The following is a 26,135-nucleotide window of genomic DNA, read 5'->3' on the forward strand; positions in this document are numbered from 1 at the left end:
AGCGATTATAAGACTTTTTAGGAGTGAATTCATTGCTGTAGCCTTAGGCCATCCGCCGACAGGTCCTCAGCGCCAATAAGGCCTACTCAGCTTGCGTCAGTTTTGGAATTCGGGGGAACTCCTAAGATGCACATCAAGACGTTCAGCCTGCTTCTTCTATGCCTCTCGTTCACCTCCTGCCAAAGAGGAGGCGGCGAGCCCGCCGAACTGACCATTCCAGTGCATGCGGAGCCGGTCGCGTTTCAGGATTTCCGCTACAGCATCAAGCTCACCGGCGCGATCGCCGCCCATATTGAATCCAATCTCTCGTTTCGCGTCAGCGGCAAGGTCACCGAGTGGACCGCCGATGTCGGCGCGCACGTGACCGCCGGGCAGGTGATCGCGCGGGTCGATCCGCAGCAGCAAAAGGCCGATGTTGAGGCCGCGCAGGCCGCGCTCGTTGCAGCGCAGGCCGATGTCGAGCAGGCGACCTCGGAGTTCGAGCGGCGCAAGACGCTGCTTGCCAGCGGTTCGATCTCTAAGGAATCCTACGATCAGGCAGCAACCGCCCTCGATACGTCGAAAGGTTCGCTCGACAACGCCAAGGCGCAGCTCGGCACGACCAAGGATGCGCTTGGCTATACAGAGCTGAAGACGGATGCCGATGGCATTATCACCGCCCGCAATGTCGAAGTCGGCCAAGTGATGCAGGCTGCGCAGACGGCGTTCACCCTGGCGCAGGACGGGCCGCGCGACGCGGTGTTTTACATCTACGAGACGCTGCTGCAGTCAAAACCCGATGCGCCGAGGGTCGAAATCGCGCTCGTCAGCGATCCTAATGTCACTGCCTTCGGGAAGGTCAGCGAGATCTCGCCGACGATCGACACCTCCACCGGCACCGTGCGCGTCAAGATCACGCTCGAAGAGACGCCACCGAGGATGACGCTGGGGGCACCGGTAACGGGCTTCGCGCAATCGGCGCCGACGAAGATGATCATCCTGCCCTGGACCGCATTGTTTGCCATTGACGGCAAACCGGCGGTCTGGATCATCGATCCGAAGGATGAAACCGTCAGCCTGAAGCCGGTCAAGGTCGCGACCTACGAGACCGGCCGCGTGATCATATCGGGCGGGCTCGATGCCGGCGAAATGGTCGTAACCGATGGGGGCAAGATGCTGCGACCGGGTCAGAAGGTGACGGTCGAAGGAGGGCAGAGCTGATGCGGCGGTCTTCTATCCCGAAGCTTCTTGTCATCCCCATGATCATAGCGCTCAGCGCATGCAGCGAAGAAAAGGAGAGCGCGCCCCCGATAAGGCCGGTCCTGTCTAGCATCGTCGAGCTATCGGACTTGCCGACCCCGAGCTTTGCCGGAACGGTCGCGCCGAAGACGGAGACACCGCTCGGCTTTCGCGTCGGTGGGCTGATGGTGGCACGCGACGTCAACACGGGCGATGTCGTGACGAAGGGCGAGCTACTGGCCTCCCTTGAGCCGACTTCGCTGGAGCTTGCGGTCAGATCGGCACAGGCGCAGCTAGCCAATGCGCAGGCGCAGCTAGCCAATGCGAGATCCACCGAAGAACGTGCCCGCGCCACCTTCCAGGGCGGAACGGCTACTAAGTCCAGCCTCGAGAGCAGCGTTCAGGCGACCCAGACCGCGCAGTCGGCCGTTGTGCAGGCACAGACCACGCTCGACAAGTCGAACGAGGATCTCTCCTACGCGCAGCTTCTCGCGACCTTCGACGGGGTCGTGACCGCCACCTCCGTCGAAGTCGGGCAGGTGGTATCGGCTGGCGAATCCGTGCTGACGGTCGCCATGCCCGGCGAACGCGATGCGGTCATTGACATTCCCGAGGGCGAACTGATCCCCGCGATAGGGGATGCCTATTCCATCCTGCTTCAGATCAATCCATCGATCACGTCGGCAGGTGTGGTGCGCGAGGTGGCGCCGACAGCAGATGCCGCCACACGCACCCGCCGCGTTAAGATAGCGCTGCAGAACCCGCCGGATGCCTTCAGGATAGGAACAACAATCACGGCTATCCGGCAGGCCCGCGATATCAAAAAGCTCTTCGTGCCGGCTTCGGCAGTCCTCAATCAGGACGGCAAGACCCTGGTCTGGATTGTTGATGAGAAAGCCGAAACCGTTCGATCCCAGGAGGTGAAGCTGCGTGACAAGACGTCGGCGCATCCGGAGGTCGTCTCGGGTCTGGAGCCGGGGACACGCGTCGTCATCGCCGGCGTTCATAGCTTGAAAGAGGGGCAGAAGATCAAGGTCGAGGGTGGTGCGCGCTCATGAACAAGTTCAACCTCTCCGACTGGGCGCTCGAACACAGGTCGATGATCTGGTACTTCATGATCGTCTTCGCACTGCTCGGGATTTTCTCCTACATGAACCTCGGGCGCGAGGAAGATCCGAACTTCACCATCAAGACGATGACGATCTCCACGCAGTGGCCCGGCGCTTCCGCCGAGGAGACCACGAGGCAGGTCACCGAACGCATCGAGCGCAAGCTCGAGGAATTGGATTCGCTCGACTATACCAATTCGCTGACGATTGCGGGCCAGACGACGGTGTTTGTTTATCTGAAAGATTCCACCAAAGCACGCGATGTGCCTGGGATCTGGGTGAACGTTCGTAACATGATCAGCGATATCGAAGGGCAATTTCCCTCGGGCGTGCAAGCGCCTACCTTCAACGATCGCTTCGGCGACGTTTTCGGTAACATCTACGCCTTCACCGCCGACGGATACACGCAGCGCCAGCTGCGTGACTATGTTGAGAGCGTGCGCCGTAGTATCCTGACTGTCCCCAATGTTGGGAAGGTTGATCTCGTCGGGGCGCAGGACGAGGTAATCTTCCTCGAATTCTCGACCCGCCAACTCGCAGCGCTCGGCATCAGCCAGGCTGATGTCCTCAACACGTTGCAATCGCAGAACGCGATCACGCCATCGGGCGTGCTGCAGGCACAAGGCGAGCGTGTCAGCCTGCGTGTCAGCGGCCAGTTCACCTCGGAAGACAGTCTGCGCAGCGTCAATCTGCAGGTCAACAACCGCTTCTTCCGGCTGAGCGACATCGCGACCATCACGCGCGGCTATACGGATCCGCCCACGGCTCTCTTTCGCGTTAACGGCATGCCGGCGATTGCACTGGCCATCGGCATGAAGCAGGGCGCCAATCTGCTTGAGTTCGGCAAGGCGCTGCAGACCGAGTTGCGCAAGGTCCATGCGACGCTGCCGATCGGCATTGAGCCACATCTCGTCGCCGACCAGCCTGTTATCGTCGAAGAGGCGGTGTCGGGGTTCACGCGAGCGCTGGCGGAAGCGATCATAATCGTGCTCTTGGTGAGCTTCGTCAGTCTCGGCTGGCGTGCCGGGCTGGTGGTCGCCTTCGCGATCCCACTGACCTTGGCAATCACCTTCGTCTTCATGGAATATGACGGCATCTCGCTGCAGCGCATCTCGCTTGGCGCACTGATCATCGCGCTTGGCTTGCTTGTCGATGACGCGATGATTGCCGTGGAAATGATGGTCGCGCGGCTTGAAGCCGGCGATCCGATCACCAAGGCTGCGACCTACGTATACTCGCATACGGCCTTTCCGATGTTGACGGGAACCTTGGTCACCGTCTCGAGCTTCATGCCTGTCGGGCTCAACAACAGCGCGGCCGGCGAGTTCACCTTCTCGCTTTTTGTTGTCATCGCGGTGTCGCTGGTTGTGTCGTGGATCGTGGCGGTGGTGTTCGCGCCCTTGCTTGGGGTGACCATCCTGCCCAAGACGATGAAGCGGCACGAGGAGAAGAGCGGATGGTTTGCCAACGGCTTCGCGAAGATCCTCGATGTCTGCATGCGCTTCCGCTGGGTTACCATCGCGGCGACGGTCATCGCGTTTGCCTGCGCGGTCTACGGCATGCGCTTCGTCCAGGAGCAGTTCTTTCCGTCGTCCGACCGACTGGAACTGATTGTCGACTTTTCACTACCCAATAACGCCTCGATCAACGAAACCGATCAGCAGATGGCGAAGTTCGAGAAGGAGAAGCTGCAAGGCAATCCCGATATCGAGCGCTGGTCCACCTATGTGGGGCAGGGCGCGCAACGCTTTGTGCTCTCTTTCGACGTGCAGCCGCCGAGCCCGTCTTTTGGTCAGGTGGTGATCATTACCAAGAGCCTTGAAGTACGCGACAAGCTGCGCGTGGATCTTCAGGAGTATCTTACCAAGACCTTCGTCGGCACCGACGCCTATGTGAAGCTGCTCGACATCGGTCCGCCGGTCGGCCGCCCAGTCGCCTATCGTCTCAGCGGTCCTGATATCGAAGGGGTTCGCCAGCGCGCGCTGGAACTCGGCGCGGTCATGAGCCAGAATCGGTCGCTCGGCGATGTAGTTTACGACTGGAACGAGCCGCAGCGTGTCGTCAAGGTCGATGTTCTCCAGGACAAGGCGCGTCAACTCGGCGTCACCTCGGAGGATATAGCGTCGGCACTGAATGGTATTGTCGGCGGCGCGTCAGTAACGCAGGTGCGCGACGATATCTATCTGATCACTGTTCTCGCGCGCGCCCAGGCATCCGAGCGGCGGTCGATCGAGACGTTGCGCGACCTGCAGCTACGCACCAGCAACGGCAACTCTGTTCCCTTGGCGGCGATCGCGAATTTCCGCTACGAGACCGAGCCGCCGAGGATCTGGCGCCGCGACCGCCTGCCGACCGTCACGATCAAGGCCGCCGTTATCGACAACAAGCAGCCGGCGACGGTTGTCGACCAGTTGGCCAAGCCTATCGATGCCTACACCGCCCAACTGCCAACAGGTTTTACTGTCGAGGTGGGCGGCAGCGTGGAACAGAGCGCCAAGAGCCAGGCGCCGATCGCCGCCGTGGTGCCGATGATGCTGTTTACGATGGCGACCATCCTGATGATCCAGTTGCAAAGCTTCTCGCGGCTGTTTCTGGTCTTCGCGGTCGCGCCTTTGGCCCTGATCGGCGTTGTGATCGCGCTATTGTCGAGCGGCGCTCCGATGGGCTTCGTGGCGATCCTTGGCATCCTAGCCTTGATCGGCATCCTGATCCGAAACTCGGTAATTCTTGTTGTGCAGGTGGAGGAACTCAGGCGCGAGGGGCATCATCCATGGGATGCGGTGCGAGAGGCGACGCAGCATCGAATGCGGCCGATCCTGCTGACGGCGGCGGCGGCGAGCCTTGCGCTGATCCCGATTTCACGCGAGGTGTTCTGGGGGCCGATGGCCTATGCCATGATGGGCGGCATCATCGTCGGCACGGTGCTGACGCTGCTCTTCCTGCCTGCGCTATATCTTGCGTGGTTCCGGATCAAGCGGCCGGAAGGCGAGCATGCAATGGAAGGGGAAGTGACTGGAGGCGCAGGTTGATCAGGTCCGCAGCCAGTCTGCGATGCCGCGCGCGGCCGCACGACCGGTCGCGAAGCACGCGGTGAGCAGGTAGCCGCCCGTTGGGGCTTCCCAATCGATCATCTCACCGGCGACGAAAAGGCCGGGGCACTGCTTCAGCATGTAATGCTCGTCGATCCCATCCCATGCGATGCCGCCCGCCGACGAAATGGCTTCGGCGATCGGGCGCGGGGCGACGACGGATATAGGCAGCGCCTTGATCAGCCGCGCTAGCCGCGCAGGGTCGCGCAGGTCGGCATCATCGCCGCATTCGCGAACGAGGTTAGCCTTGACGCCATCAAGGCCGGCGCCTTTGCGCAGTCGGTTGGCGAGGCTCGTCTTGGCGTCCTGCCTGGCGAGATCGCGCTCGATTCGCTCCAGCGTCCGCCCGGGCATCAGGTCGACGATGAGTTCGGCAGGATGTCCAGATGTCAGTGCGTCTCGCAATGCCGCGGCATGGGCGTAAACTAGGCTTCCCTCTATGCCGTGCTGGGTAACGACGAACTCTCCCTGCGTCGATCCCGCTGGAGAGGTTGCCACCACGGATTTGACCGCAGCGCCGGCGAAGCGCTCGCGAAACACGGCGCTCCAGTCGACATCGAAGCCGCAATTGGCTGGTTGGAAATCGTGAACCGTAACGGCCTCATTTCGCAACCAATCGACCCAGCGACCGTCCGAGCCAAGCCGCGGCCAGCTCTGGCCGCCAAGGGCGAGCAGGGCGGCATCGGGCCGCACAACGCGGTCGCCTTCGGTCGTCTCGAACAGATAGCCGCCGTTAGAAAAGCCCTGCCATCGATGCCGCGTCCGGATTGTCACCCCCTGCGCGTCCAGCCGCCTGATCCACGCGCGCAAGAGAGGTGATGCCTTCATCGCCATGGGAAAGACACGTCCGGAGGTTCCCACAAAGGTCTCGGTCTCCAGATTGGCGGCCCATTGCCTGATGTCGTCAGGGCGAAAGGCGTCGAGCGCATCGCGCAACCGACCGTTCGCGCTGCCGAAGCGCGTCGCAAAGCGCAGATAGTCTTCGGAATGAGTGATGTTGAGGCCGGATTTTCCGGCGAGCAGGAATTTTCGGGCGACGGTCGGCATGGCGTCGTAGACCGTGACCCTATGCCCGGCTGAAGACAGGATTTCCGCCGCCATAAGCCCCGCCGGTCCGCCGCCGATGATGGCTACCTCTTTGTCCGACATATATTCGCCCGCAATTGAACTCGCAGGCCCGTCATGACGCGTGCGCTTAATATACGCAACCCCGCGAAGGCGGAGCGGCGTGCAATCACGTTACACGCCGATGCGAACAGGGCGCACCAAACCTCGCCGACAAAAAGCTGTCAGTCGACGAAACGCGGGGTAAAGCGCGGCTGGGCCGAGGCTTCTTCCTCTTTCATGGCGTCTTCGTGGTACCAGCAGCTGTCGTAAACGCAGGGTTCCAGATCTTTTTCCAGATCCACCTTCTGGTGAAGCGGCGATGAAGCGAAGCGCTTCGTGGGGAAAGCGTAGATCGTTGCCGACTCGTGATGCACACCAGTAACCATGTCATGCCTCCAAATTGAGTCCGCCCTAAAGCGTTAAGGGAAACAATAACACAGCTGCACAGAGAATGCGCTATTTGATTGAAAAAAGTGCAACAAATGTTTGAATCGTGTGCAAGTGCAATTTGAGCAGCTTTATATCAGAAATTTGCTGAATACATAAAATATGCATCTGCATAATAAATGCGCAAACTGGGTATTGTGCGGAAAAAACTGACGACGCTGCCGTTCATCTTTTTCCAGCGAGACGTTCGATCGATAGGCGGCGTAAACGCTTGAGTCCACTGGCACTTCAGGGCCCGTACCGATTGCCGGGCGCCTGCCTGAACGGCACTGCATCGGCCCCTTTCCGCGTGGTCTTTTCGCCTCTCGTCGCGAACTGGCACGCTACATGCATACTCTTTGGCATCCCTCCACGGGCAAGGCGGCTTCGGCCGCTGCGTCCCTGGGACCTGCTGACACCTTTGTTTTGAGAGACTCGCAAATGACCAAGTATAAGCTCGAGTACATCTGGCTCGATGGATACACCCCGGTACCGAACCTTCGTGGCAAGACGCAGGTCAAGGAATTTGCAGAATTCCCGACGCTCGAGCAGCTGCCGCTCTGGGGCTTCGATGGCTCCTCCACGATGCAGGCTGAAGGCCGCAGCTCCGATTGCGTGCTGAAGCCCGTCGCCGTTTATCCGGACCCGGCCCGTACCAACGGCGTCCTCGTCATGTGCGAAGTCATGATGCCTGATGGCGTTACCCCGCATGCTTCCAACAGCCGCGCAACCATCCTCGACGACGAAGATGCATGGTTCGGCTTCGAGCAGGAATACTTCTTCTACGAAAACGGCCGTCCGCTCGGCTTCCCGGAGCAGGGCTACCCGGCTCCGCAGGGTCCTTATTATTGCGGCGTCGGCTCCAGCAATGTTGGTCCAGTTGCGCGCGAAATCGTTGAAGAGCACCTCGACCTCTGCCTCGCTGCCGGCATCAACCACGAAGGCATCAACGCCGAGGTGGCCAAGGGCCAGTGGGAATTCCAGATTTTCGGCAAGGGCTCCAAGAAGGCCGCTGACCAGATCTGGATGGCTCGCTACCTGCTGCAGCGCCTGACTGAAAAGTACGGCATCGACATCGAGTATCACTGCAAGCCGCTCGGCGACACCGACTGGAACGGTTCGGGCATGCACTGCAACTTCTCGACCAAGTTCATGCGCGAAGTTGGCGGCAAGGCCTACTTCGAAGCTCTGATGGCGCAGTTCGAAAAGAACCTCGATGCCCACATCGCCGTTTACGGCCCGGACAACGACAAGCGTCTGACCGGCAAGCACGAAACTGCTCCGTGGAACAAGTTCTCCTACGGCGTTGCCGATCGTGGCGCTTCGATCCGCGTTCCGCACTCCTTCGTCAAGAACGACTACAAGGGTTATCTGGAAGATCGCCGCCCGAACTCGCAGGGTTGCCCTTACCAGATCGCTTCCCAGGTTCTGAAGACGATCTCGGAAGTTCCGACGGCTGGTTTCGCTTCGGCTGCCGCCTAAGCCAAATCCTGATTGATTGTGATGGCGCTGGTCGAAAGGCCGGCGCCATTTCTTTTGGATCACGGTTGATGTGCCTCGCATTGGCACGGTGATCGACCATCGTTGCGATTTCTTCCCGCGGATCCCGATTTTTCTAAACCCTGTTTGTGATCGGCATCGTCTAACGGTTGAAAAACTCAACCGAGCAGCCGCATTCCTTTTGCGTTACAGTTTCTTTTCACTATACTTGCCTTGGATCATCCAAACGCGAGTTACCCTTGGTGTCAGTGGCTAAGCACAGCCTCCTGCTTCGCTTGCTCGGAAAGCCCGCGCTTTTCGCCAATAACGGCGAAATCGTGCTTCCGGAAAAAGCCTATCCGCTCCTGGCTTTCGTGGCTGCGTCGTCGCAGTTCTCGATGGAGCGTGAGACATTGCGGGGCATGCTCTGGCAGTCCGACGTGTCGAAACAGCGCGCCGGCAGCCTTCGACAGCTGCTCGCCCGCATCGATCGCAGCGTGCCGGAAGGGCTTCCCCGCCTGATCACCGCCACCAACACCCATATCACGCTCAATGCCGAGTACTGGGCCACCGATGTCCTGCTGCTCAGGGATGCAACGCATCCGCTGGCGCGGAGCGATTGGGCCTTGCTTGCGGGCGAATTGCTCGAAGGTTTTCGCGCGCCGACGATGGAAGCGGACGAGTGGGTCACGATCGAGCGCCGTCGCATCGCCGAATGCCGCGATGCGCATCTGATGACGCTGCTTGATTCGCCCGACAAGCTGACGCTCGCCGATACCGTATTGCTGGCCGGCTTGCTGGTCGCCACCGATCCGGCGAACGAGGCGGCCTGCCGCGCACTGATGAAGGCGCATGCGACGGCGGGCGATCTTGCTTCCGCACGGCAGGCCTATTTCCGCTGCCGCAACGAATTGAAAGCCGAGTACGGCGCCGAGCCGGATGCGGCAACGCAGGCGCTCGCGCTGGAGTTCGGCATCATCGCGCCGGCCGCCCCTGCCGTAGCCGAAGCCGCCCCCGTCCGGCCCGCGACCGCCGATCCGCTCGGCCAGCCGCGCGTGCTCATCCTTCCGCCGGAAACAATGCTGTCGGAACCGCTTTTGCAGCGTGTCGGCCGCGCGCTGCTCGAGGACGTCACGATCGGTCTCAGCCAGCAGCGCGGCTTCAAGGTGATTGCTGCGCATACCAGCGTCGAGATCCTGAACCGCAGCCTCGCCAGCGGCGAACTGCAGCCGATGCCGCCGGAATTGCGTTTCGATTACACCGTCTACGTGACGATCCACGGCCGTGAGGACGAGATCTACGCGACCTGCCGACTGACCAAGACCTCGACCGCCGAAGTGCTTTGGGCGATCGACTTGCCGCTTGCCATGCAGAAGGTCAACCAGTCCTTCGGCCAATTGGCGCGGCGCATTGTCATGACGCTCGCCGATACGATCGAGCGGCGCGAATTGACGGATATGATGCACGATGTCTCGCCCTCGGCCTATCGGCTCTATCTCGAGGGCAAGCGGCTGGTTTCGAAGACCGATCTGCAGCACCTCCGGCAGGCACGCAAATGGTTCAAGTCGGCGCTGTCGAGACATGACCGCTTCTCCTCCGCCCATGCCGGCATGGCTCGCGTGTTGGGCATGGAATGGCTCGTTCGCGGCATGAAGGACACCGCACTTCTGGAAGAGGCCGATCGCTCGGCATGGCAGGCTCGCGACAGCGATCCGAACAGCGGAAGAGCCATGCGCGAGCTAGGCTTCGTGGCGCTCTATCGCCGCCGCTTTGCCGATAGCCTCGATTTCTTCGCCGAAGCGCAGATGCTCAATCCGAATGACGCGGATATTCTGGCCGATCACGCGGATGCGCTTTTGCATGACGGGCAGAGCGACCGCGCGCTAGAGCTCAGCCACGCCGCGCTGAAGCTCAATCCGCTGCCGCCGGATTACTACTACTGGAACCTGGGCGGCATTCATTTCGTCCAGGAGAATTACGCCAAGGCGATCGAGGTGCTCGACCGCGTCAAGGACCGGCCGGCGACCTCGCGTCTGCTCGCCGCAGCGCACGCCAAGAACGGCGACAAGGCCACCGCAGCGCATTATGCTTCGGTTGTCCTCGAGAATTTTCCGGATTTTCGCACGGAAGATGTCTGGCGTTTCGTGCCGGATCGCAACCCTGACGATACTCGCCAGTTGATAGACGGACTCAGGATGGCCGGCCTGTCCTGAAGTGCGACACATGACGATTTTTGCCGTTAATTAGCGAAATTTCCAGTCACACCGGAATAACGCCGGCCGGTCACAGTCTCTCCTGTCCGCAGCAAATGCTGCCACCAAAAGGAGAAAACCATGACCAACGCAATCAAGTCCACCGTTCGCCTCTCCGCTGCTGCCCAGGCCGTCCTGAAGCAGAACGCCGTTCAGCTCGACACCAACGCGACCGCGAACATCGTTCACGCTCTGAAGTTCCGTTGAGGTTTTTGCGAATGTCTGTTCAGGCAGCACTCACGGATCTGGCTGGGGATCTAAGTCTTTCCGCGGCGGGCGTCAGCGCCTACCACGACCGCTCCCTGACGCCTGGACAGACATTCGCGGCGATCAAGCCGCACTTTGCCGAGCTTGGAATAACGCGCGTCGGCTTGTTGACGGCGCTCGATCTTCTCGAAATTCCGGTCGCCTTCGCGACCCGTCCGAACAGCTACACACTGTCCGTCTTCCAGGGCAAAGGCATCGACGAGGACGCCGCGATGACCTCGGCTGCCATGGAAGCGGTCGAAACCCGCGTTGCCGAGATGCAGCCGGATGATCTGGTGATCGCCACGCTCGCCGGCATGAAGGCCGAGCGGGCGCCGCTCATCGATCTGGGTTCCGTCGCGCGCTGCGTGCCGGACGAAATCGATACAGGACCGCTCGCCTGGAGCGAAGGTCTTGATATCATGAACAACACGCCGGTTTTCGTGCCGTGGTCGCTCGTTGGCCTCGACCATCGTGGCACGCGCCCTTCCGGCTTCGAGCAGTCCAGCGACGGCTTGGCATCGGGCAATCGCCCTGCCGAAGCCGTACTTCACGGCCTGTGCGAACTGGTCGAGCGTGACGCATGGGCGCTGACGCAGCTGCGGCCCTTCGATGAACTGCGCGGCTCGCGCATCGATCCGGCTGGCTTCGGCGATCCCGTCATCGACATCATCACCGACCGCATCGCCCGCGCCGGCATGCGGCTCCTGCTGCTTGATATGACGACCGATATCGGCGTGCCGAGCTTTCTCGCTGTCATCGTTCCCGGCGACCTCGGCGACCGCGTCGATGCGCGCTGGACGAATGTCTGCGGCGGCTGCGGTTGTCATCCCGATCCTGTTCGCGCGGCGCTGCGCGCCATCACCGAGGCAGCGCAGAGCCGGCTGACGGCGATTGCCGGCAGCCGTGACGACTTCTCGCCGCGCGTCTACCAGCGCCTCGATGGCGACGGACCGATGCAGCAACTTATCGAACTCTGCGACGAGACGCCGGTCGCACCGCGCTTTGCCGAGCCTGCCAAGCGTAGCATCCAGCAGACCATTCGCCACATTCTGGATCGGCTGCGTGCGCGGGGTATTGAGCAGGTCGTGACCGTGCCGATCCCGCATCCGCGCCTTCCGGTCTCCGTTGTCCGCGTCATCGTGCCCGGCCTCGAGGTCGATGTCAGCGGAGAATTCATTCAACTTGGCTTGCGCGCGATCGGCGCCATGCAGGGAGCCCAGGCATGAGAGTAATTTTCGCAGGACCAAGCTTCGGCCGGGATCTCGACAAGCTTCAGGCCGAGCATCTGTCGATCGAGTTTCGCGGGCCAGCCGCCCGAGGCGATATCCTGCAGGCGGTGCGTGACGGCGCGCGTGCCATCGGCATCGTCGATGGCTATTTCGGCGAGATGCCGTCCGTCTGGCACAAGGAAATCCTCTTCGCGCTCGAGCAGAACGTCGTCGTCGCAGGCGGCGCCAGCATGGGCGCGCTCAGAGCCGCTGAATGCTCGGCGTTCGGCATGGTCGGCATCGGCTCGATCTATGACGACTACGCCGATGGCCGGCTCATCGACGATGAGGCGGTGGCGCTGGTTCACGCGCCGGCGGAGCTGGGCTGGCTGCCGCTCTCCGTTCCGTGGGTCGATTATCAGCCGACCATCGACGCGCTGAACAGGCAGGGCCTGCTGTTGTCGGGCGAATACAAGAAGCTTCTTCTGGCGGGCCGCGCGCTGCATTTTTCCGAGCGCACCTATCCGAAGGCGGTGGAAGGTTGCGCTTTCGACAACACCATGCGCGCCAAGGAGATCGTGAAATTGATTCGTGCGAACAAGATCGAGCGCAAGCGCGCCGATGCCGATATGGTTCTGGATTACCTCGAGAGCGTGAAATTCACCGCTGGAAAGCGCAACTGGGGCTTCGCAGCAACGTCACACTGGGAGATGCTGCATGCGGAAATCAGCACCCCGGTAACGCCTGTAACGCTCTAATAACGCCACGCCTGAATGATGGAAGCACTGGAGCCCCAAAGTGGTGTTTGGGGCGTCTCAGAGAGGCGGAGCGGACGAGATGAACATTCAGACGATGGACGAGGGAAGCGGAAGCGAATACGCGAGGATTTTCCGCTTGCTGTCGGCCGCGAAGGACGAAGCGCAGAAGCTCAAGTTGAACAACCTGACGCATCTGACGAACATGGCTCTGCTTCAGGTCGTCATCGATTGGGATGGAATCGACCCGGAGCGTGAGCTGGACGTGAATCTGGAGAAGCTGATCGGTACCAAGACGAAAGTGGCAATGAAAGACGCGCGAGAAAACCTCGTCGTACTGGAGCGCCACTAATCGTTGATGGGACCCGCCGAAGCCGCTTTATTCGGCGGCTTCGCTTTCGATCTGCTCCATGCCGGCAATTGCCTGCACCAGCTTGACGATCTTCTTGCGAACCTGCTCGTTCTTGATCGACAGGAAGGCAGCGTTCAGGAGTACACCGTCGCGCGATACGACGAATTCGTCGCTCGGGGTCGGATTGTCATTGGCGTTGGCCGAAATATCTTCGAAGAAGGAGCGGACGTCGACATCGAGCGCACCGGCGATTTCGACCAGCATGCTTGCCGAAACGCGGTTCGAGCCCTTCTCGTATTTCTGAATCTGCTGGAACGTGACGCCGACGCGGTCACCCAGTTCGGTCTGCGAAACCTTGCGCATCAGGCGCTTGATGCGGATCGTCTTGCCTACGTGAACGTCGACGGTATGCGGAGCTTCTTTCATGGCCTTATCCTTCTAACGCCAGTTGCGGCGTGCTTATTATTCCCTGCGGCAACCTTACCAAGATATTTGAACGGATCAATTGTGCCGCTCACTTTTATTCCCGCCAACTCATGTGCCTGAAGACCCTGACTTTCAACTGAAAAAAGCCTGTAGTTCAGCAAATTTGTGCGACGTCGAATGCAATCATAAGTAAGTATTCCGGTTTGTTTTGACCAAACGAGGCTTATATACATCTTCCGGTAGATAAATCGCCGGAATTTGAGACTTGCATCGAAGGCCTTGATATCCGCCTGGAACGGTCTTTTTAGGGCGTTTCCGGGTAGTAACAAAACGGTGTACGCGGCGGATTGAAGATTGGATTAGTACCTTCTGAACTTATTGTTGTGGTCTGCGCTTGTTCGCGCCGGCCACCGAAAGTCCCTGCTGGGCAGTGCTTCTGACGTAAGGTGCTGGACGGAAACATGAATCCGGCTGTCGTTTTCTCGTCGATTTCGGCCTTGGGGCTCGATGACCGTCATCTGCCGAGACGAAAGAATTATCTGAAGCGAATTTCGGATGTCGCCGTCGATCAATTCTTCGTTAGCGCACTACCGAGAGTGGATTATTTGTGTATCGGATCGATCCACCGAACGTCTTCCGGCAGTTCAACCGGTTCAATATCGAGATTGACCACCACGGGCTCCTGTCCGGACCGCACGAGGACGCATTCGAGCGTCTCGTTTTGGCTCGCATTGATCTCCTGGTGCGGCACGTAGGGCGGCACGAAAATGAAGTCTCCGGGTCCGGCCTCGGCAGTAAATTCAAGATTGTCGCCCCAGCGCATGCGGGCCTTGCCCTTCACCACATAGATGATGCTTTCGAGGTCACCATGATGGTGCGCGCCGGTCTTCGCGTTGGCGTGGATCGTGACCGTACCGGCCCAAATCTTCTCAGCGCCGGCGCGGGCATTGTTGATCGCCGTTGCTCGGTTCATGCCTGGGGTCTGCGCGGTGTTCGGATCGAGCGCATTACCCGGGATGACCTTCACGCCGTGTTCGCGCCAGTCGATGGGTTGATGCGGATAATCTGCGTCGTGGGAGCCGTCATCGTTGTTCAAGTATGGTCTCCTTTTCTTGTCCGGTCCCTTTGTTACCCGCAAGGCTGCGCCGTTCAGCCTGCTCGCGTGGACAGCGCGTCGAGTTTGCGACGCAGCCGGCGGCGTACGTCGTCGTCCTGCTGCTCCATGGCGCCAAGCATGTCACGGACGGTGCCGCGCAGCCCGTGTATCTGGTCAACGAGATCCATGATCAAGTCGACGCCGGCCTCGTTGACGCCCATATCGCGGGTGAGGTCGAGGATCAGCCGCGCGCGCGCGACATCGTCGTCGCGGAACTCACGATCGCCATCATGCGCTTCGGGGATCAGCCACCCCTGCTCAATCCATACGTCCACCACGGTCACGTCGATCTTCAGGGTTCGGCGGAATTCAAGATCATTCATGGCTACTCCTCCATGCCTTTTCTCGGATTCTGCGGATTGGCCGGCGTCCACTCGCTCATGAATTCGGCAAGCTTCGGGTCCGGCTCATCCGGCAAGACGACTTTCAGCGACACATAGATATCGCCGGCCCCGCCGCCGCGCTTCGGCGCGCCCTTGCCCTTCAGGCGCAAGACCTTGCCGCTGCTGGAATTCGCGGGCAGCGTCAGATTGACCGCGCCCGATGGCGTTGGCACACGCACCTTGCCGCCGAGCACCGCCTCAGGAAGCGATATCGGCAGATCGATGCGGATGTCATCGCCATCGCGAACATAAACCTTGTGCGGACGAACGCGGATCTCCACCAAAGCGTCACCTGGCGGACCGCCGCCGATCCCCGGCTCACCCTTTCCCTTCAGGCGCAGCGTCTGGCCGTCGCGGGTTCCCGCCGGGATCTGCAAGTCGAGGGCCGGGCCATCGGGAAGGCGTATCTGTGTCTTGGTGCCGTTGATGGCGTCGAGAAAATCGACTTCCATCGAGTATTGCCGGTTTTGCCCCTGCGAACGGAACTGCCCGCCGCTGCGTCCGCGTCCGGAGAAGAAGCTCGAGAATATGTCGTCGCTGTCGCCGAAATCGGCAAAGCCGGCATTGTTCTGATAGCGGCTGCCGGCACCGGCCTGCGAGGCGTAGTCGCGATAATAGTTGCGCTGCGCTTGCTCGGCGCCGGTCATGTCGATCTCGCCTTTGTCGAAGCGCTTGCGCTTGTCCTCATCGCCGACGATCTCGTAGGCGGCAGAGATTTCCTTGAAACGGTCCTCCGCCTTTTTGTCGCCAGGGTTAAGGTCCGGGTGCAGTTTCTTGGCGAGTTTGCGGAACGCGCTCTGGATCTCTTTTTGCGTAGCGTCCTTTTTGACGCCCAGAAGCTCGTACGGATCTCGGCTCATACATGTCTCCGTTCAGCCGGCGCGGATCGCCGGCATTCTTCGCATGTATATATAGGTTGCAAAATCGCGTGGGACGAGAGGCGCGATGTCGCTTCTGTTCTCGCGCCCGCCGTCGAGGCGAGCGTGTTTAGACGCCGGCGATCTTGCGGAGATCGTCGATGGCGCCGGGTCCCGCCGCGAGCACCTTGGCACCCTTGGTCAATCCCTCTCCATTGGTCGGGAAAGGATGGAACCAGCCGCCGGCTTCTTGGACGAGGCAATATCCGGCCAGGCAGTCCCAGGCATGCATGTAGGGCTCGTAATATCCGACGAGGCGGCCCGCGGCGACATAGGCGAGCATGAGCGCGCCGGAACCGTTGCGAATAAAATTGCCGCCCGCTTCCAGCAGTTCCTCGACCATCTTGGCGACTGTGGCGGGCGAAACATGGCTGTTCGCGCCGATACCGGTCACCGCGTTGCGGATGTTGCGGTCGGGGCTGAGTTCAAGCTTCTTGCCGTTCAAGGTGGCGCCCATGCCGAGGGCTGCGGCGTATATCTCATCATGGCAAGGCGAGGCGATGACGCCCACGACAGGCATATCGTCGTGCAGCAGGCCGATCGAGACGCACCAGTTCGGCATGCCGCTGACGAAGGGACTTGTGCCGTCGATCGGATCAATCACCCAGGTGAAGCCCGACGTGCCTGATGTCAGGCCATACTCCTCGCCGAGAACGCCATCTCCGGGATAGGCGTCCGCGAACCGTGCGCGGATCAGGTTCTCGACCTCACGGTCAGCGATCGACACCACGTCCTGCGGGTCGCGTTTTGTCTCAATCACGAGAGTGTCGCGGCGCTTGAAATAATCGAGCGCCACGGCGCCTGCCTCGCGGGCAACAGCCGCGGCTAGGGCCAGACGTGCTTCGAGCCCTGGAATAACGCGCAATGTCATCGCAACATGTCCTTTATTGGAAACGATGGCTGGATACAGCCGCTGAAAGTCGCGCTTGCAAGCGCGTGCAAAGCGAACACATCGCCGTGTGTGATGTCAATATTCGTCATGAAAACTTCATATTGGCTAGGGTCGTTACGGATTGCACGCAAGTGCAACTCGATGCAAAGGTGCGTGCAACAAAAGGATCGCTATGCCGTCTAAATTATTCGTCAGCGCGCAAGAAGTTGCCGAGAGGGCAGGGGTATCACGTTCCGCCGTATCACGAACCTTCACGCCCGGAGCCAGCGTATCCGCTGACACCCGCAGGCGGGTGCTGGAAGCAGCTGAGGCACTCGGCTATCACGTCAATCATCTCGCCCGCGGCCTGATGCGCAATGAGAGCGGCATCGTGTGCCTGATCGTTTCCGATGTCGCGACGCCGTATCGCTCGGCGCTGTTGCGGGAACTGACAATCCAGTTGCAGAACGCCGGCAAGGTCGCGATGTTTGTCAACACTGATCGCTCGGACGGCAGCGTCGACCGCGCGCTGCAGCAGGCTATCCGCTACCGGGCCGATGCCTCGATCATCCTCTCCGGACTGCCGGATAAGTCGATCACCCAGCTTTGCCTCCGCAGCGGCCAGCGCCTGGTGCTGATCAACCGCGATGACGACCAGCCCGGTCCGTTGAAGATCAACCTCGACGACTACGAGTCCGGCGGCAGGATCGCAACCGCATTCGTGCGCGCGGGGTGCAAGACGCTCGCTTTCGCGAACTCCGAAGCTGGGACGCCAAGCTTGATGGGTCGCGAGCGCGGCTTTATCGCTGCCGCCACAAAGCTCGGCCTCGAGGTCGTCGTCGAGCGCTATGGATCGACGGGATACGAGGCGGGTCGGGTGCTTGCGCAGCGTATGTTGACGCGCGCCGAGCGGCCTGATGGCGTGTTCTGCGCCACCGATTTGCTCGCCTTCGGTTTCATGGATGCCGCGCGTCACCAGTTCGGTCTGTCGATCCCGGATCAGCTGTGCGTTGCCGGCTTTGACGATATTGAGCAGGCGTCGTGGTCTTCCTTCAATCTCACGACCTTCGCGCAGCCGGTTATGGCGATCGCCACGCAGGCGGTAAAGTGGCTTGCTACCGGTGGCAATGAGGACGAGCCGGAAGAGGCTCATTCGGTTCGCTTGAAAGCCGAACTCATCTGGCGCGGGTCCATCCGCAAGGGCTGATCGAAGTCGCACGGCCACTGCGCCCTAAAATATGGGGGGCTTTTATAGCGCGGGATTGCGTTAGATCACCGCTTGCTTTAAACTTGACTTTATTAAGAAGGTATAGTGCGCGCCCCATCCATGACATTTCAGCCCCGCATGCAGAACAAGATCGAAGGTTTCTCCGTCGTCGGCGGCCTTCACAGGCGATCCTGGAACGGCATCGTTGCGGATGTTTGGGATGTGGAGTGCGCGCCCTATGCCGGCGGTTACTATGTGTCCAATGATCCCAGGCTTTTTATCCTTCTCGACATGAATGGCGCCGGCCGTTCGACGATGAAGCTGAGTTCAAAGGGTGCGGGTGCCGCGGAAGAGGACGAGAACCAGCCGATTTCCTATGTGCCTGCGGGAATGGAGCTCTGGGCCAATCTGAAGAACGTGCAATTTCTTCGTCACCTGGATCTGCATTTCGACGCCGAGATGGTCGCGCGCCGTTTGATGGAGGAGCTCGATCCCGATCGGCTGACGAGCCCGCGCTTACTGTTTTCCGACGAGCGCGTGCTGACGCTGTCGCGCATGATCGCGGCCGAATGCATGAATCCGGCGCCGTTGCACGATCTCTATGGCGACGGTCTGGCGCTAGCGCTGATCATCGACGTGATGAAGCTTGGGAAAAGCGAGGTGCGCAAGCGCAGCAAGCTCGCTTCATGGCAATTGCGCAAGGCAACGGATTTCATCACCGAGAACTGCATGCGCAATATTCGGCTGGAAGAGCTTGCGACGCTCGCCGGGCTCTCGCAATCCCACTTCAGCCATGCCTTCAAGGCATCCACCGGCATGGCGCCGCATCAGTGGCAGATGAATGCGCGGCTGGAGCGGGCGAAAGAGCTCCTGCTGAACGGCGACCAGCCGCTCATGGTCATCGCAGCCGAGACCGGTTTTTCGGACCAGGCGCATTTCACGCGCGTTTTCCGCAAGAATATCGGAACGCCGCCCGCCACCTGGAAAAAGGCCCACGTTGCTTGAACGACACACTGAGTGAGCGTTTGGCCGCTCCGCGAAAAATTGCCCAAAAACATTCAATTCTTCCGGGATCGCGACAAGCTGGGCCGTTAAAATTGAGTTAATCACTCATCTTATTCGTGATGTTGGCCGGGCCGTTGGGATGACGGTGGCGTGAGTAGGGTGACGACAAATATGGGTGCGAGAGCAGACCGAGTGATCTTCAAGGCAAAGCTTCTGGCGGGTGTCGCCATCTTCGGCGCGAGCGCCACGTTCGCAGTCGCGCAGGATGCGACCGAGCTGAAGCCCGTCGTCATCCAGGGCGCCGGAACTGCGGCGGCTGACGGCGCCAGCGAGGCAACCGGCCCGGTGAAGGGCTATGTGGCCAAGAAGAGCACGGCGGGCTCGAAGACGGATACGCCAATCAACGAAATACCGCAGTCCGTCTCGGTCGTCGGCCGCCAGGAGCTCGATGATCGCGCTGTCATCAACAAGGTCGATGAGGCCCTGCGTTACACGGCTGGCGTCGCCACGCAGACCTTCGGTACCGATCCGGATACCGACTGGTTCTACATCCGTGGTTTCGATGCCGGACAGAGCGGTGTCTATCTCGATGGCCTCAATCTGTTCTCCTATGGTTTCGGCAACTTCCAGATCGATCCCTTCATGCTGGAGCGCGTCGACGTCCTGAAGGGACCGGCTTCGGTTCTCTATGGTGGCGCCAATGCCGGCGGCATCATCGATATGATCAGAAAGCGGCCGACCGACGATCCGCTCTATTACACCGAAATCGGCATCAACTCGAATGGCAACGCCTTCACCGGCTTCGACGTTTCCGACAAGGTCGGGTCGAGCGACACGATGACCTATCGCCTGACCGGCAAGATCGCCGGCGGTGACGGCTATACCGATTACACCCATGATCTGCGCGGCTTCGTCATGCCGCAGCTGACCATTTCGCCGGATGATACGACAAGCCTGACCGTCTGGGCCTATGCCGGTGGTCTTGATCAGGTTCACACGGGCAATGGCTTCCTGCCCTACGAAGGTACGGTCGTCGACCGGCCCGGCGTCGGCAAGATCTCGCGCCGCTTCTTCCCCGGTGATCCGGATATCGATACCGGCCGCTACGATCAGCAGATGATCGGCTACGAGTTCGAGCACGAGTTCGAGGGCGGCTGGAAATACTCGTCGAATGCCCGTTACGGCCATCTCGATAAGTATGAGCGCCTTGTCTATCCTTATCTGTGGTCCGGTCCGACAGACCTTCAGCTTCTTAACTTCGAGGGCGACACCTCCGTCGATACGCTGGCCTGGGATAACCGCATCGAAAACACTTTCGATCTCGGCGGCACCGAGCACAAGGTCATGCTGGGCGTCGACTACCGCCTGTACCGCATCGACAACGTGCAGAACAACAAGTTCGGCTCCGGCTCGCTCAGCGTGACGAACCCCGTTTACGGCCTCCCGCAGCTGCCGATGGACCCGCTCTACAGCGAGCAAGTCACCATGAATCAGATCGGCCTTTACGCGCAGGATCAGATCCATTTCGGCGATGGTTGGCTGGCAACGCTCAACGGCCGCTACGATCACGTCAATACCGATTTCAAGGATCGGCTGGCGTCTTCTAACAGCTTCGAGGATTCCGACGGCGCCTGGAGCGGCCGCGCCGGTCTTGCATACGAGTTCGACAACGGCCTGACGCCCTATGTCAGCGCCGCGACCTTCTTCAACCCGCTGGTCGGCCGTGGCGGACACGGGCCGCTGAAGCCGGAAGAGGGCGAACAGTATGAAGCCGGCATCAAGTATGAGCCGACCTTCATGGATGCGTCCTTCACCGCCTCCGTCTTCCACATCAACAAGCGCAACAACTCTGTCTCTATCCCGGTCGCGCCCTTTACCGACCAGCTCGGCGAAGTGGAATCGAAGGGCTTTGAGCTCGAAGCCAAGGTCAACATCGACGACAACTGGAAGCTGCTCGGCGCCTTCGCCGCGACCGACGTGACCGTTAAACAGAACGACCCGAACCCCGGCCTGATCGGCAAGACGCCTTACGTCGTGCCTGACTATACGGCTTCCATGTGGGTCGATTACACTGTGACGAACGGCCCGCTCGAAGGCCTCAGCCTCGGCGCCGGCGTTCGCCACAAGGGTCGTTCCTGGGCGGATGAGGCCAACACGCTTCGCGTTCCGGAATCGACCGTGTTCGACGCGGCGATCCGCTACGAAAAGGAAAACTGGACGGCATCGCTCAACGTCGCCAACCTGTTCGACAAGGAATATGTCGAGGCTTGCCGCACTGAAGGCGCCTGCGGCTACGGCGATGCCCGGACTTTCACCTTCAAGCTTGCCAAGAAGTGGTAAGCTGACCGTACTCGTGAAAACGGCTGGAGAGCGATCTGTTTCGCTCTCCAGCCGTTTTCGTTTTAATGCGGTCGAGTCTTAAATGCGACTTGCAAGTGGCCGGATCAGCCAGCCAGCGTGAAATAGATCCAAGCCGCGACAAAGGCTGCGATCACCACGACGATCGAGATCAGCTTGCGCAGCCATGGGCGTGGCGGCTTCGGGGTCTTTTGTGGCGCGGGTTTGCGGAACTGGATGACGTTATCGCTCATCTCGCCTGTTTCCTCGTTCTAACGGACGACATCATGCTCCCATAGCAGCGTCAACTTAAATGAAAAAGCCGGTGATCGCGTCGGCTGTCTTTTTTCTGCTTATGGCAACCGAAGTGCAACTCCAACGGCCGTCGTTCCATCTTCTGCATTTAGCGGTTTTCCGGCGCGCGTCAGCGCCGCAATATTATGCCTGCTGGCGCGCTTGTTCTCGCCCTAGCGCCATGGACAGGGTCATTCCCGTCCCCTATGAAACAAGAGAATTTCTGGTTCAGTTGGTGGCTTTATGACTTATCAGTTCACGTCCGGCCATTGGCCCATCGGCGGCGGCGAGACCGGAGAACTTGTTCGCCGTTTCGATTGGGCGGCAACCTCGCTTGGCCCGATCAGCGAGTGGCCGCAGAACCTGAGAATCAAGGTCAATTCGATCGTCAATTCGCCCATCCCGCAGGTGCTGATGTGGGGCGATGATCATGTTATGATCTACAACGACGGCTACGTGGAAATTGCCGGCAATTATCATCCGCGCGCGCTCGGCGCGACGGTCCCCGGGATATGGCCGGAGATCTGGGACTGGAACAGCAAGATTCTCGAGGCCGGCTTCCGCGGTGAGGTCCAGTCATACCGCGACCAGAAGATGGTTCTGCATCGCCACGGCCTCCCTGAGGAAGTCGTATTCGACCTGTTCTACACGCCGATCTATGATGACGACGGCAAGGTGAACGGCGTTCTCTGTACGGTGCTCGAAAATACCGACAAGGTGAAGGCGGTGGCCGAGCTTGCGGAAAGCCGCGAGGAGCTGAAACGGCTGACGGATGCGCTCCCCATCCTCGTCGGTTTCATCGATCGCAGCCATATCTACCGCTTCGCCAACCAGGGCTACGTGGAATGGTTCGGCCTCGACGCAGCCGATGTGGTCGGCAAGCATGTGGCTGAGGTGATTGGCCAGACCAGCTACCAGACACGCCTTCCCATGGTCGAGCAGGCGATGGCCGGCGACCGCATCATCACCGATACATCCATCACCCGGCCGGATGGAACGGATCGCAATGTCGAGATACGCTATGTGCCCCGGCGGGCTTCAGGCGGCGATGTCGAAGGCATCTATGTGGTGATGATCGATATTGAGGATCGCAAGCGGTCCGAAGTAGCCTTGCAGCGGAGCAACGGCCGTTTCCGTGCGGCGGTGAATGCCGTCCACGGTGTGATCTGGACGAACGCCGCCGACGGCCGCATGCTCGGTGAGCAGCCGGCATGGTCGGCGCTGACTGGGCAGCCGTTCGAGAGCTACCAGGGTTACGGCTGGGCGGACGCCGTGCACCCGGATGACCAGGACGGCTCGGTCGAAAGCTGGAAGGCGGCGGTCGCGGCAAAGGCCACCTATGTTCATGAGCACAGGGTCCGGCGCGCCGATGGCGTCTACCGGACGTTCGCCATTCGCGGCGTGCCGATCTTCGATGTTTCGGGCGAGATCGAGGAATGGGTCGGTGTTCATACTGATATCACCGAACAGCGCGAGGCAGAGGCCAGCCTTCAGGAGCACGCCACAAGCCTCGAGCGCCAGGTTCGCCACCGCGTGAGAGCCGAAGAGCAGCTGCGGCAGCTGAACGAAAGCCTTGAGGCGCGAGTTGAAGCCGAAATCGCCGAGCGCCATCAAACCGAGCGCGCGTTGCAACAAGCGCAGAAAATGGAAGCGATTGGCCAGCTGACGGGCGGCGTGGCGCACGACTTCAACAATCTTCTTCAGGTGGTCTCGGGTAACCTGCAGCTCCTGTCCAAGGATCTGACGGGCAATGAGCGGGCGGAGCGGCGCTTGGCCAATGCGCTTGCAGGCGTCAACCGCGGTGCGAAGCTCGCAAGCCAGCTGCTCGCCTTCGGTCGCAGGCAGGCGCTCGAACCTCGGGTTATCAATATCGCCCGCTTCATCGGCGGAATGGACGATCTGCTGCGGCGTTCGTTGGGCGAAGCGGTCGAGATAGAGGTCATTACCAGTGGCGGGCTGTGGAACACCTATGCCGATCCCACGCAGGTGGAAAACGCGCTGCTCAACCTCGCGATCAACGCGCGCGACGCTATGAACGGTTCCGGCAAGTTGACGATAGAGATGGGCAACGCGGCGCTCGACCAGGAATATGCGCGCAGCCATCAGGAGGTCATGCCGGGTCAGTATGTGATGCTCGCTGTCACCGACACCGGCACGGGTATGGCGCCTGAAATCTTGAACAAGGTGTTCGAGCCGTTCTTCTCGACCAAGCCAGAAGGCAAGGGAACTGGGCTCGGGCTGTCCATGGTCTATGGCTTCGTCAAGCAGTCGGGCGGACATGTGAAGATCTACAGCGAGGTAGATCAGGGAACGACGGTGCGCATCTATCTGCCGCGTTCCGTTGCCGACGAGGACCGCGAGGTGACAGTGCATGGCGGGCCTGTGGTGGGCGGCACGGAAACGGTGCTTGTCGTCGAAGATGATGAGGAAGTCCGCGCGATCGTCGTCGAGACGCTGTCCGATCTCGGCTACAGCGTATTGACTGCGAAGGACGCGCAGGCCGGACTGAATGTGATCGAAAGTGGCATGCAAATCGACGTGATCTTCACCGACGTCGTCATGCCCGGGCCGCTGAAGAGCAGTGAGATGGCGCGCCGCGCGAAGGAGCGGCTGCCCGGTGTGGCAGTGCTCTTTACGTCAGGCTATACGGAAAACTCGATCGTTCACGGCGGAAGGCTCGACCCGGGTGTCGAGTTGCTATCGAAGCCCTATACGCGGGAGGCGTTGGCGCGCCGGCTCCGCCATGTGATCGCCAACCAGAAGCAGATCAGCCAGGCCTCCTCGCCGCGCAGCGCGGCACCGATCGACGAGCCTGTGGCTGCGGTGGTCCCACGAATTCTGCTTGTCGAGGACGATTTCCTGATCCGCTCCAACACAGCTGAAATGCTGCTCGAACTCGGGCACCAGGTGACGGAGGCGGCAGATGGCGCGGAGGCGCTCGAGTTCTTGCAGGGAAACGAGATCGACGTACTGGTCGCGGACATCGGACTACCTGATGTCAGCGGCGTCGATCTGGCTGCGGCCGTACGCCGTCTGTATCCAGACGTCGCCATTGTATTCGCTACGGGAGAACACAGTCTACCGACGGGCGCTCCGTCGAAGGCTCTCCTCCTGCGCAAACCCTATTCCGAGATGGAATTGAAATCGGCCGTTGAGCGCGCCTGGGCAACCAAGCGCTAAATGCTGTCCGGTCCCATTTGGGCGGTGGATGGGTGATAATGCTGGGCCCTCGATCGGCATTCGATATCACGGCTTGGCTTCGCAGAAGCGAGGCGCAAAAACCTGGCTGGGCGCAAGCTGAATGGCCGAGAACTGACTGAAGGACGGAATACAATGTCGATTGCCACGGAAATTTCGGCGGTGCCCGAGGAAAAGCGTACCCAGCGACTGAAGGCTGCGACGCATGCCGCGCACGAACGACTGGACAAGCGCATCATGCAGGCTAATCCCTTCACAGATCGCGAGAGCTACGGCCGGTTCGTCACCATGCAGTACCTGTTTCACCGTGATCTCGATGCCCTATTCTTCAATCAAGAGCTCGGCGCTTTGCTGCCAGATCTCTCCGGTCGCCGTCGTTTGACGTTCATAGAGCAGGACCTTGCCGATCTCGGGATCGCAGTCCCGCAGTCGATATGCACTCCGACATTCACCAAGGGAGACAAGGTCGCACTCGGCGATTCCCTTGGATGGCTATACGTGATCGAAGGGTCCAATCTTGGTGCTGCATTCCTTTTGAAATATGCGGCCAAGCTCGGTCTCGACGAGACGATGGGCGCGCGCCATCTTGCAGGTGCTCCTGAAGGGCGTGGCCTGCATTGGCGAACGTTTACCGCAGCGCTCGACAGCGTGGAACTGAGCGATGGAGAGGAGCGGGCCGTCATCGATGGAGCGGACGCTGCCTTCGCGCGCGTCTATGATTTCGCTGAGCTTGCCTTCTCGGAGCGTTGAAATGGGCGGGTTCTACCAATCTCACGTGAACCGACGACGCAGTCGGCTCAGCTGATCACCATAAAATTGGCGCAGCTTGCATCAACGCTTCCGATGCGGATTCGGTGTTCGGTCGTCGCAGCAAGCGGTCGGAAAATTACTCGCTTGGCGGCCTTCGCGCGCCGCAGCAATTCTTCGCCGGCAAACAACAGCCCGTCCTTCTCTGTCATTTCGTAGGCAACATGGCCGTTATGCCCGTCATCGGCAATGGTGATCGTCCCCAATCCTGAACGCATTATGTGAGTCTCCCTCGCATTGCGCATATCGTGCATTGGGGAGATAAGAAACTCAACGCTGTGAAAGGGTTG

23 protein-coding genes are annotated in these 26,135 nt (G+C 60.3%); 14 read left to right on the forward strand and 9 right to left on the reverse strand.

Translation table 11 applies throughout. The features are described 5' to 3' along the window. Positions 1 to 126 precede the first annotated feature (126 nt). From B3605_RS06390 to B3605_RS06400, 3 genes are read left to right on the forward strand one after another with little or no spacing between them, the layout of a single operon-like run. A complete protein-coding gene (locus B3605_RS06390) occupies positions 127 to 1,200 on the forward strand; it encodes an efflux RND transporter periplasmic adaptor subunit (protein ID WP_296433350.1) in 1,074 nt (357 codons plus the stop codon). Beyond that, positions 1,200 to 2,276 (forward strand): efflux RND transporter periplasmic adaptor subunit, encoded by a 1,077-nt coding sequence (locus tag B3605_RS06395; RefSeq protein WP_112943338.1) that lies wholly within the window; start codon positions 1,200 to 1,202, stop codon positions 2,274 to 2,276. Before B3605_RS06390 ends, B3605_RS06395 begins: the two co-directional genes overlap by 1 nt. Further along, positions 2,273 to 5,356, forward strand: a complete 3,084-nt coding sequence (locus B3605_RS06400; RefSeq protein WP_113168216.1) for an efflux RND transporter permease subunit — start codon at positions 2,273 to 2,275, stop codon at positions 5,354 to 5,356. Before B3605_RS06395 ends, B3605_RS06400 begins: the two co-directional genes overlap by 4 nt. Here the strand turns inward: B3605_RS06400 and B3605_RS06405 are convergent, their stop codons facing one another. Together B3605_RS06405 and B3605_RS06410 are read right to left on the reverse strand one after the other, a co-directional pair. Then, positions 5,357 to 6,565, reverse strand: a complete 1,209-nt coding sequence (locus B3605_RS06405; RefSeq protein ID WP_296433352.1) for a TIGR03862 family flavoprotein — start codon at positions 6,563 to 6,565, stop codon at positions 5,357 to 5,359. Positions 6,566 to 6,705: 140 nt separating this feature from the next. Continuing rightward, positions 6,706 to 6,909: a DUF2735 domain-containing protein gene (locus B3605_RS06410; protein ID WP_112943335.1), complete on the reverse strand. Its 204-nt coding sequence runs from the start codon at positions 6,907 to 6,909 to the stop codon at positions 6,706 to 6,708. A 481-nt stretch (positions 6,910 to 7,390) separates the two neighbouring features. Between B3605_RS06410 and B3605_RS06415 the strand changes: the two genes are divergently transcribed. The 6 genes from B3605_RS06415 to B3605_RS06440 all read left to right on the forward strand — a co-directional run bounded on the left by B3605_RS06415 (position 7,391) and on the right by B3605_RS06440 (position 13,244). Next, complete coding sequence (locus B3605_RS06415) at positions 7,391 to 8,431, forward strand: glutamine synthetase beta-grasp domain-containing protein (protein ID WP_112820026.1); 1,041 nt, start codon at positions 7,391 to 7,393, stop codon at positions 8,429 to 8,431. Positions 8,432 to 8,691: 260 nt separating this feature from the next. Beyond that, entirely contained in the window at positions 8,692 to 10,641 is a 1,950-nt protein-coding gene (locus tag B3605_RS06420; protein WP_296433397.1) for a BTAD domain-containing putative transcriptional regulator, read from the forward strand. 120 nt (positions 10,642 to 10,761) lie between these two features. Further along, a complete protein-coding gene (locus tag B3605_RS06425; protein ID WP_280637067.1) occupies positions 10,762 to 10,887 on the forward strand; it encodes a hypothetical protein in 126 nt (41 codons plus the stop codon). Between the two features lie 11 nt (positions 10,888 to 10,898). Then, entirely contained in the window at positions 10,899 to 12,155 is a 1,257-nt protein-coding gene (locus B3605_RS06430) for a YcaO-like family protein (protein ID WP_113168213.1), read from the forward strand. Beyond that, complete coding sequence (locus B3605_RS06435) at positions 12,152 to 12,895, forward strand: TfuA-like protein (protein WP_112943332.1); 744 nt, start codon at positions 12,152 to 12,154, stop codon at positions 12,893 to 12,895. The genes B3605_RS06430 and B3605_RS06435 overlap by 4 nt, the downstream gene beginning before the upstream one ends. Before the next feature lie 79 nt (positions 12,896 to 12,974). Further along, positions 12,975 to 13,244 carry a hypothetical protein gene (locus tag B3605_RS06440; protein ID WP_018896781.1) on the forward strand — a complete coding sequence of 90 codons (270 nt, stop codon included), beginning with the start codon at positions 12,975 to 12,977 and terminating at the stop codon, positions 13,242 to 13,244. Positions 13,245 to 13,271: 27 nt separating this feature from the next. On the opposite strand, the gene B3605_RS06445 is transcribed toward B3605_RS06440, so the two are convergent. From B3605_RS06445 to B3605_RS06465, 5 genes are all read right to left on the reverse strand, one after another. Beyond that, entirely contained in the window at positions 13,272 to 13,670 is a 399-nt protein-coding gene (locus B3605_RS06445) for a helix-turn-helix domain-containing protein (protein ID WP_018896782.1), read from the reverse strand. Positions 13,671 to 14,271: 601 nt separating this feature from the next. Beyond that, positions 14,272 to 14,766, reverse strand: coding sequence for a cupin domain-containing protein (locus B3605_RS06450; RefSeq protein ID WP_113168212.1), 495 nt, complete (start codon positions 14,764 to 14,766; stop codon positions 14,272 to 14,274). Between the two features lie 53 nt (positions 14,767 to 14,819). Beyond that, the gene (locus tag B3605_RS06455) at positions 14,820 to 15,149 is read right to left on the reverse strand and encodes a chaperone modulator CbpM (RefSeq protein WP_112436559.1); all 330 of its coding nucleotides are present in this window, start codon (positions 15,147 to 15,149) and stop codon (positions 14,820 to 14,822) included. Positions 15,150 to 15,151: 2 nt separating this feature from the next. After that, positions 15,152 to 16,069: a DnaJ C-terminal domain-containing protein gene (locus B3605_RS06460; RefSeq protein ID WP_112820016.1), complete on the reverse strand. Its 918-nt coding sequence runs from the start codon at positions 16,067 to 16,069 to the stop codon at positions 15,152 to 15,154. A gap of 127 nt (positions 16,070 to 16,196) precedes the next feature. Further along, complete coding sequence (locus B3605_RS06465) at positions 16,197 to 16,997, reverse strand: inositol monophosphatase family protein (RefSeq protein ID WP_113168211.1); 801 nt, start codon at positions 16,995 to 16,997, stop codon at positions 16,197 to 16,199. A gap of 193 nt (positions 16,998 to 17,190) precedes the next feature. On the opposite strand from B3605_RS06465, the gene B3605_RS06470 reads away from it, so the two are divergent. From B3605_RS06470 to B3605_RS06480, 3 genes are all read left to right on the forward strand, one after another. After that, positions 17,191 to 18,204, forward strand: coding sequence for a substrate-binding domain-containing protein (locus tag B3605_RS06470; protein WP_289727756.1), 1,014 nt, complete (start codon positions 17,191 to 17,193; stop codon positions 18,202 to 18,204). 120 nt (positions 18,205 to 18,324) lie between these two features. After that, positions 18,325 to 19,209, forward strand: a complete 885-nt coding sequence (locus B3605_RS06475) for a helix-turn-helix domain-containing protein (protein WP_113009063.1) — start codon at positions 18,325 to 18,327, stop codon at positions 19,207 to 19,209. A gap of 171 nt (positions 19,210 to 19,380) precedes the next feature. Continuing rightward, a complete protein-coding gene (locus B3605_RS06480; RefSeq protein ID WP_296433355.1) occupies positions 19,381 to 21,549 on the forward strand; it encodes a TonB-dependent siderophore receptor in 2,169 nt (722 codons plus the stop codon). A gap of 104 nt (positions 21,550 to 21,653) precedes the next feature. Here the strand turns inward: B3605_RS06480 and B3605_RS06485 are convergent, their stop codons facing one another. Next, entirely contained in the window at positions 21,654 to 21,800 is a 147-nt protein-coding gene (locus tag B3605_RS06485; protein ID WP_018896790.1) for a hypothetical protein, read from the reverse strand. 283 nt (positions 21,801 to 22,083) lie between these two features. On the opposite strand from B3605_RS06485, the gene B3605_RS06490 reads away from it, so the two are divergent. Continuing rightward, a complete protein-coding gene (locus B3605_RS06490) occupies positions 22,084 to 25,020 on the forward strand; it encodes a PAS domain-containing protein (RefSeq protein WP_296433356.1) in 2,937 nt (978 codons plus the stop codon). 153 nt (positions 25,021 to 25,173) lie between these two features. Beyond that, complete coding sequence (locus tag B3605_RS06495; protein WP_289727752.1) at positions 25,174 to 25,788, forward strand: biliverdin-producing heme oxygenase; 615 nt, start codon at positions 25,174 to 25,176, stop codon at positions 25,786 to 25,788. Positions 25,789 to 25,835: 47 nt separating this feature from the next. Here the strand turns inward: B3605_RS06495 and B3605_RS06500 are convergent, their stop codons facing one another. Next, the gene (locus B3605_RS06500) at positions 25,836 to 26,063 is read right to left on the reverse strand and encodes a hypothetical protein (protein WP_165936888.1); all 228 of its coding nucleotides are present in this window, start codon (positions 26,061 to 26,063) and stop codon (positions 25,836 to 25,838) included. Between the last annotated feature and the right edge of the window lie 72 nt (positions 26,064 to 26,135).

It is taken from the genome of Rhizobium sp. UBA1881, from assembly GCF_002338015.1.
Taxonomy (GTDB): Bacteria; Pseudomonadota; Alphaproteobacteria; order Rhizobiales; family Rhizobiaceae; genus Rhizobium.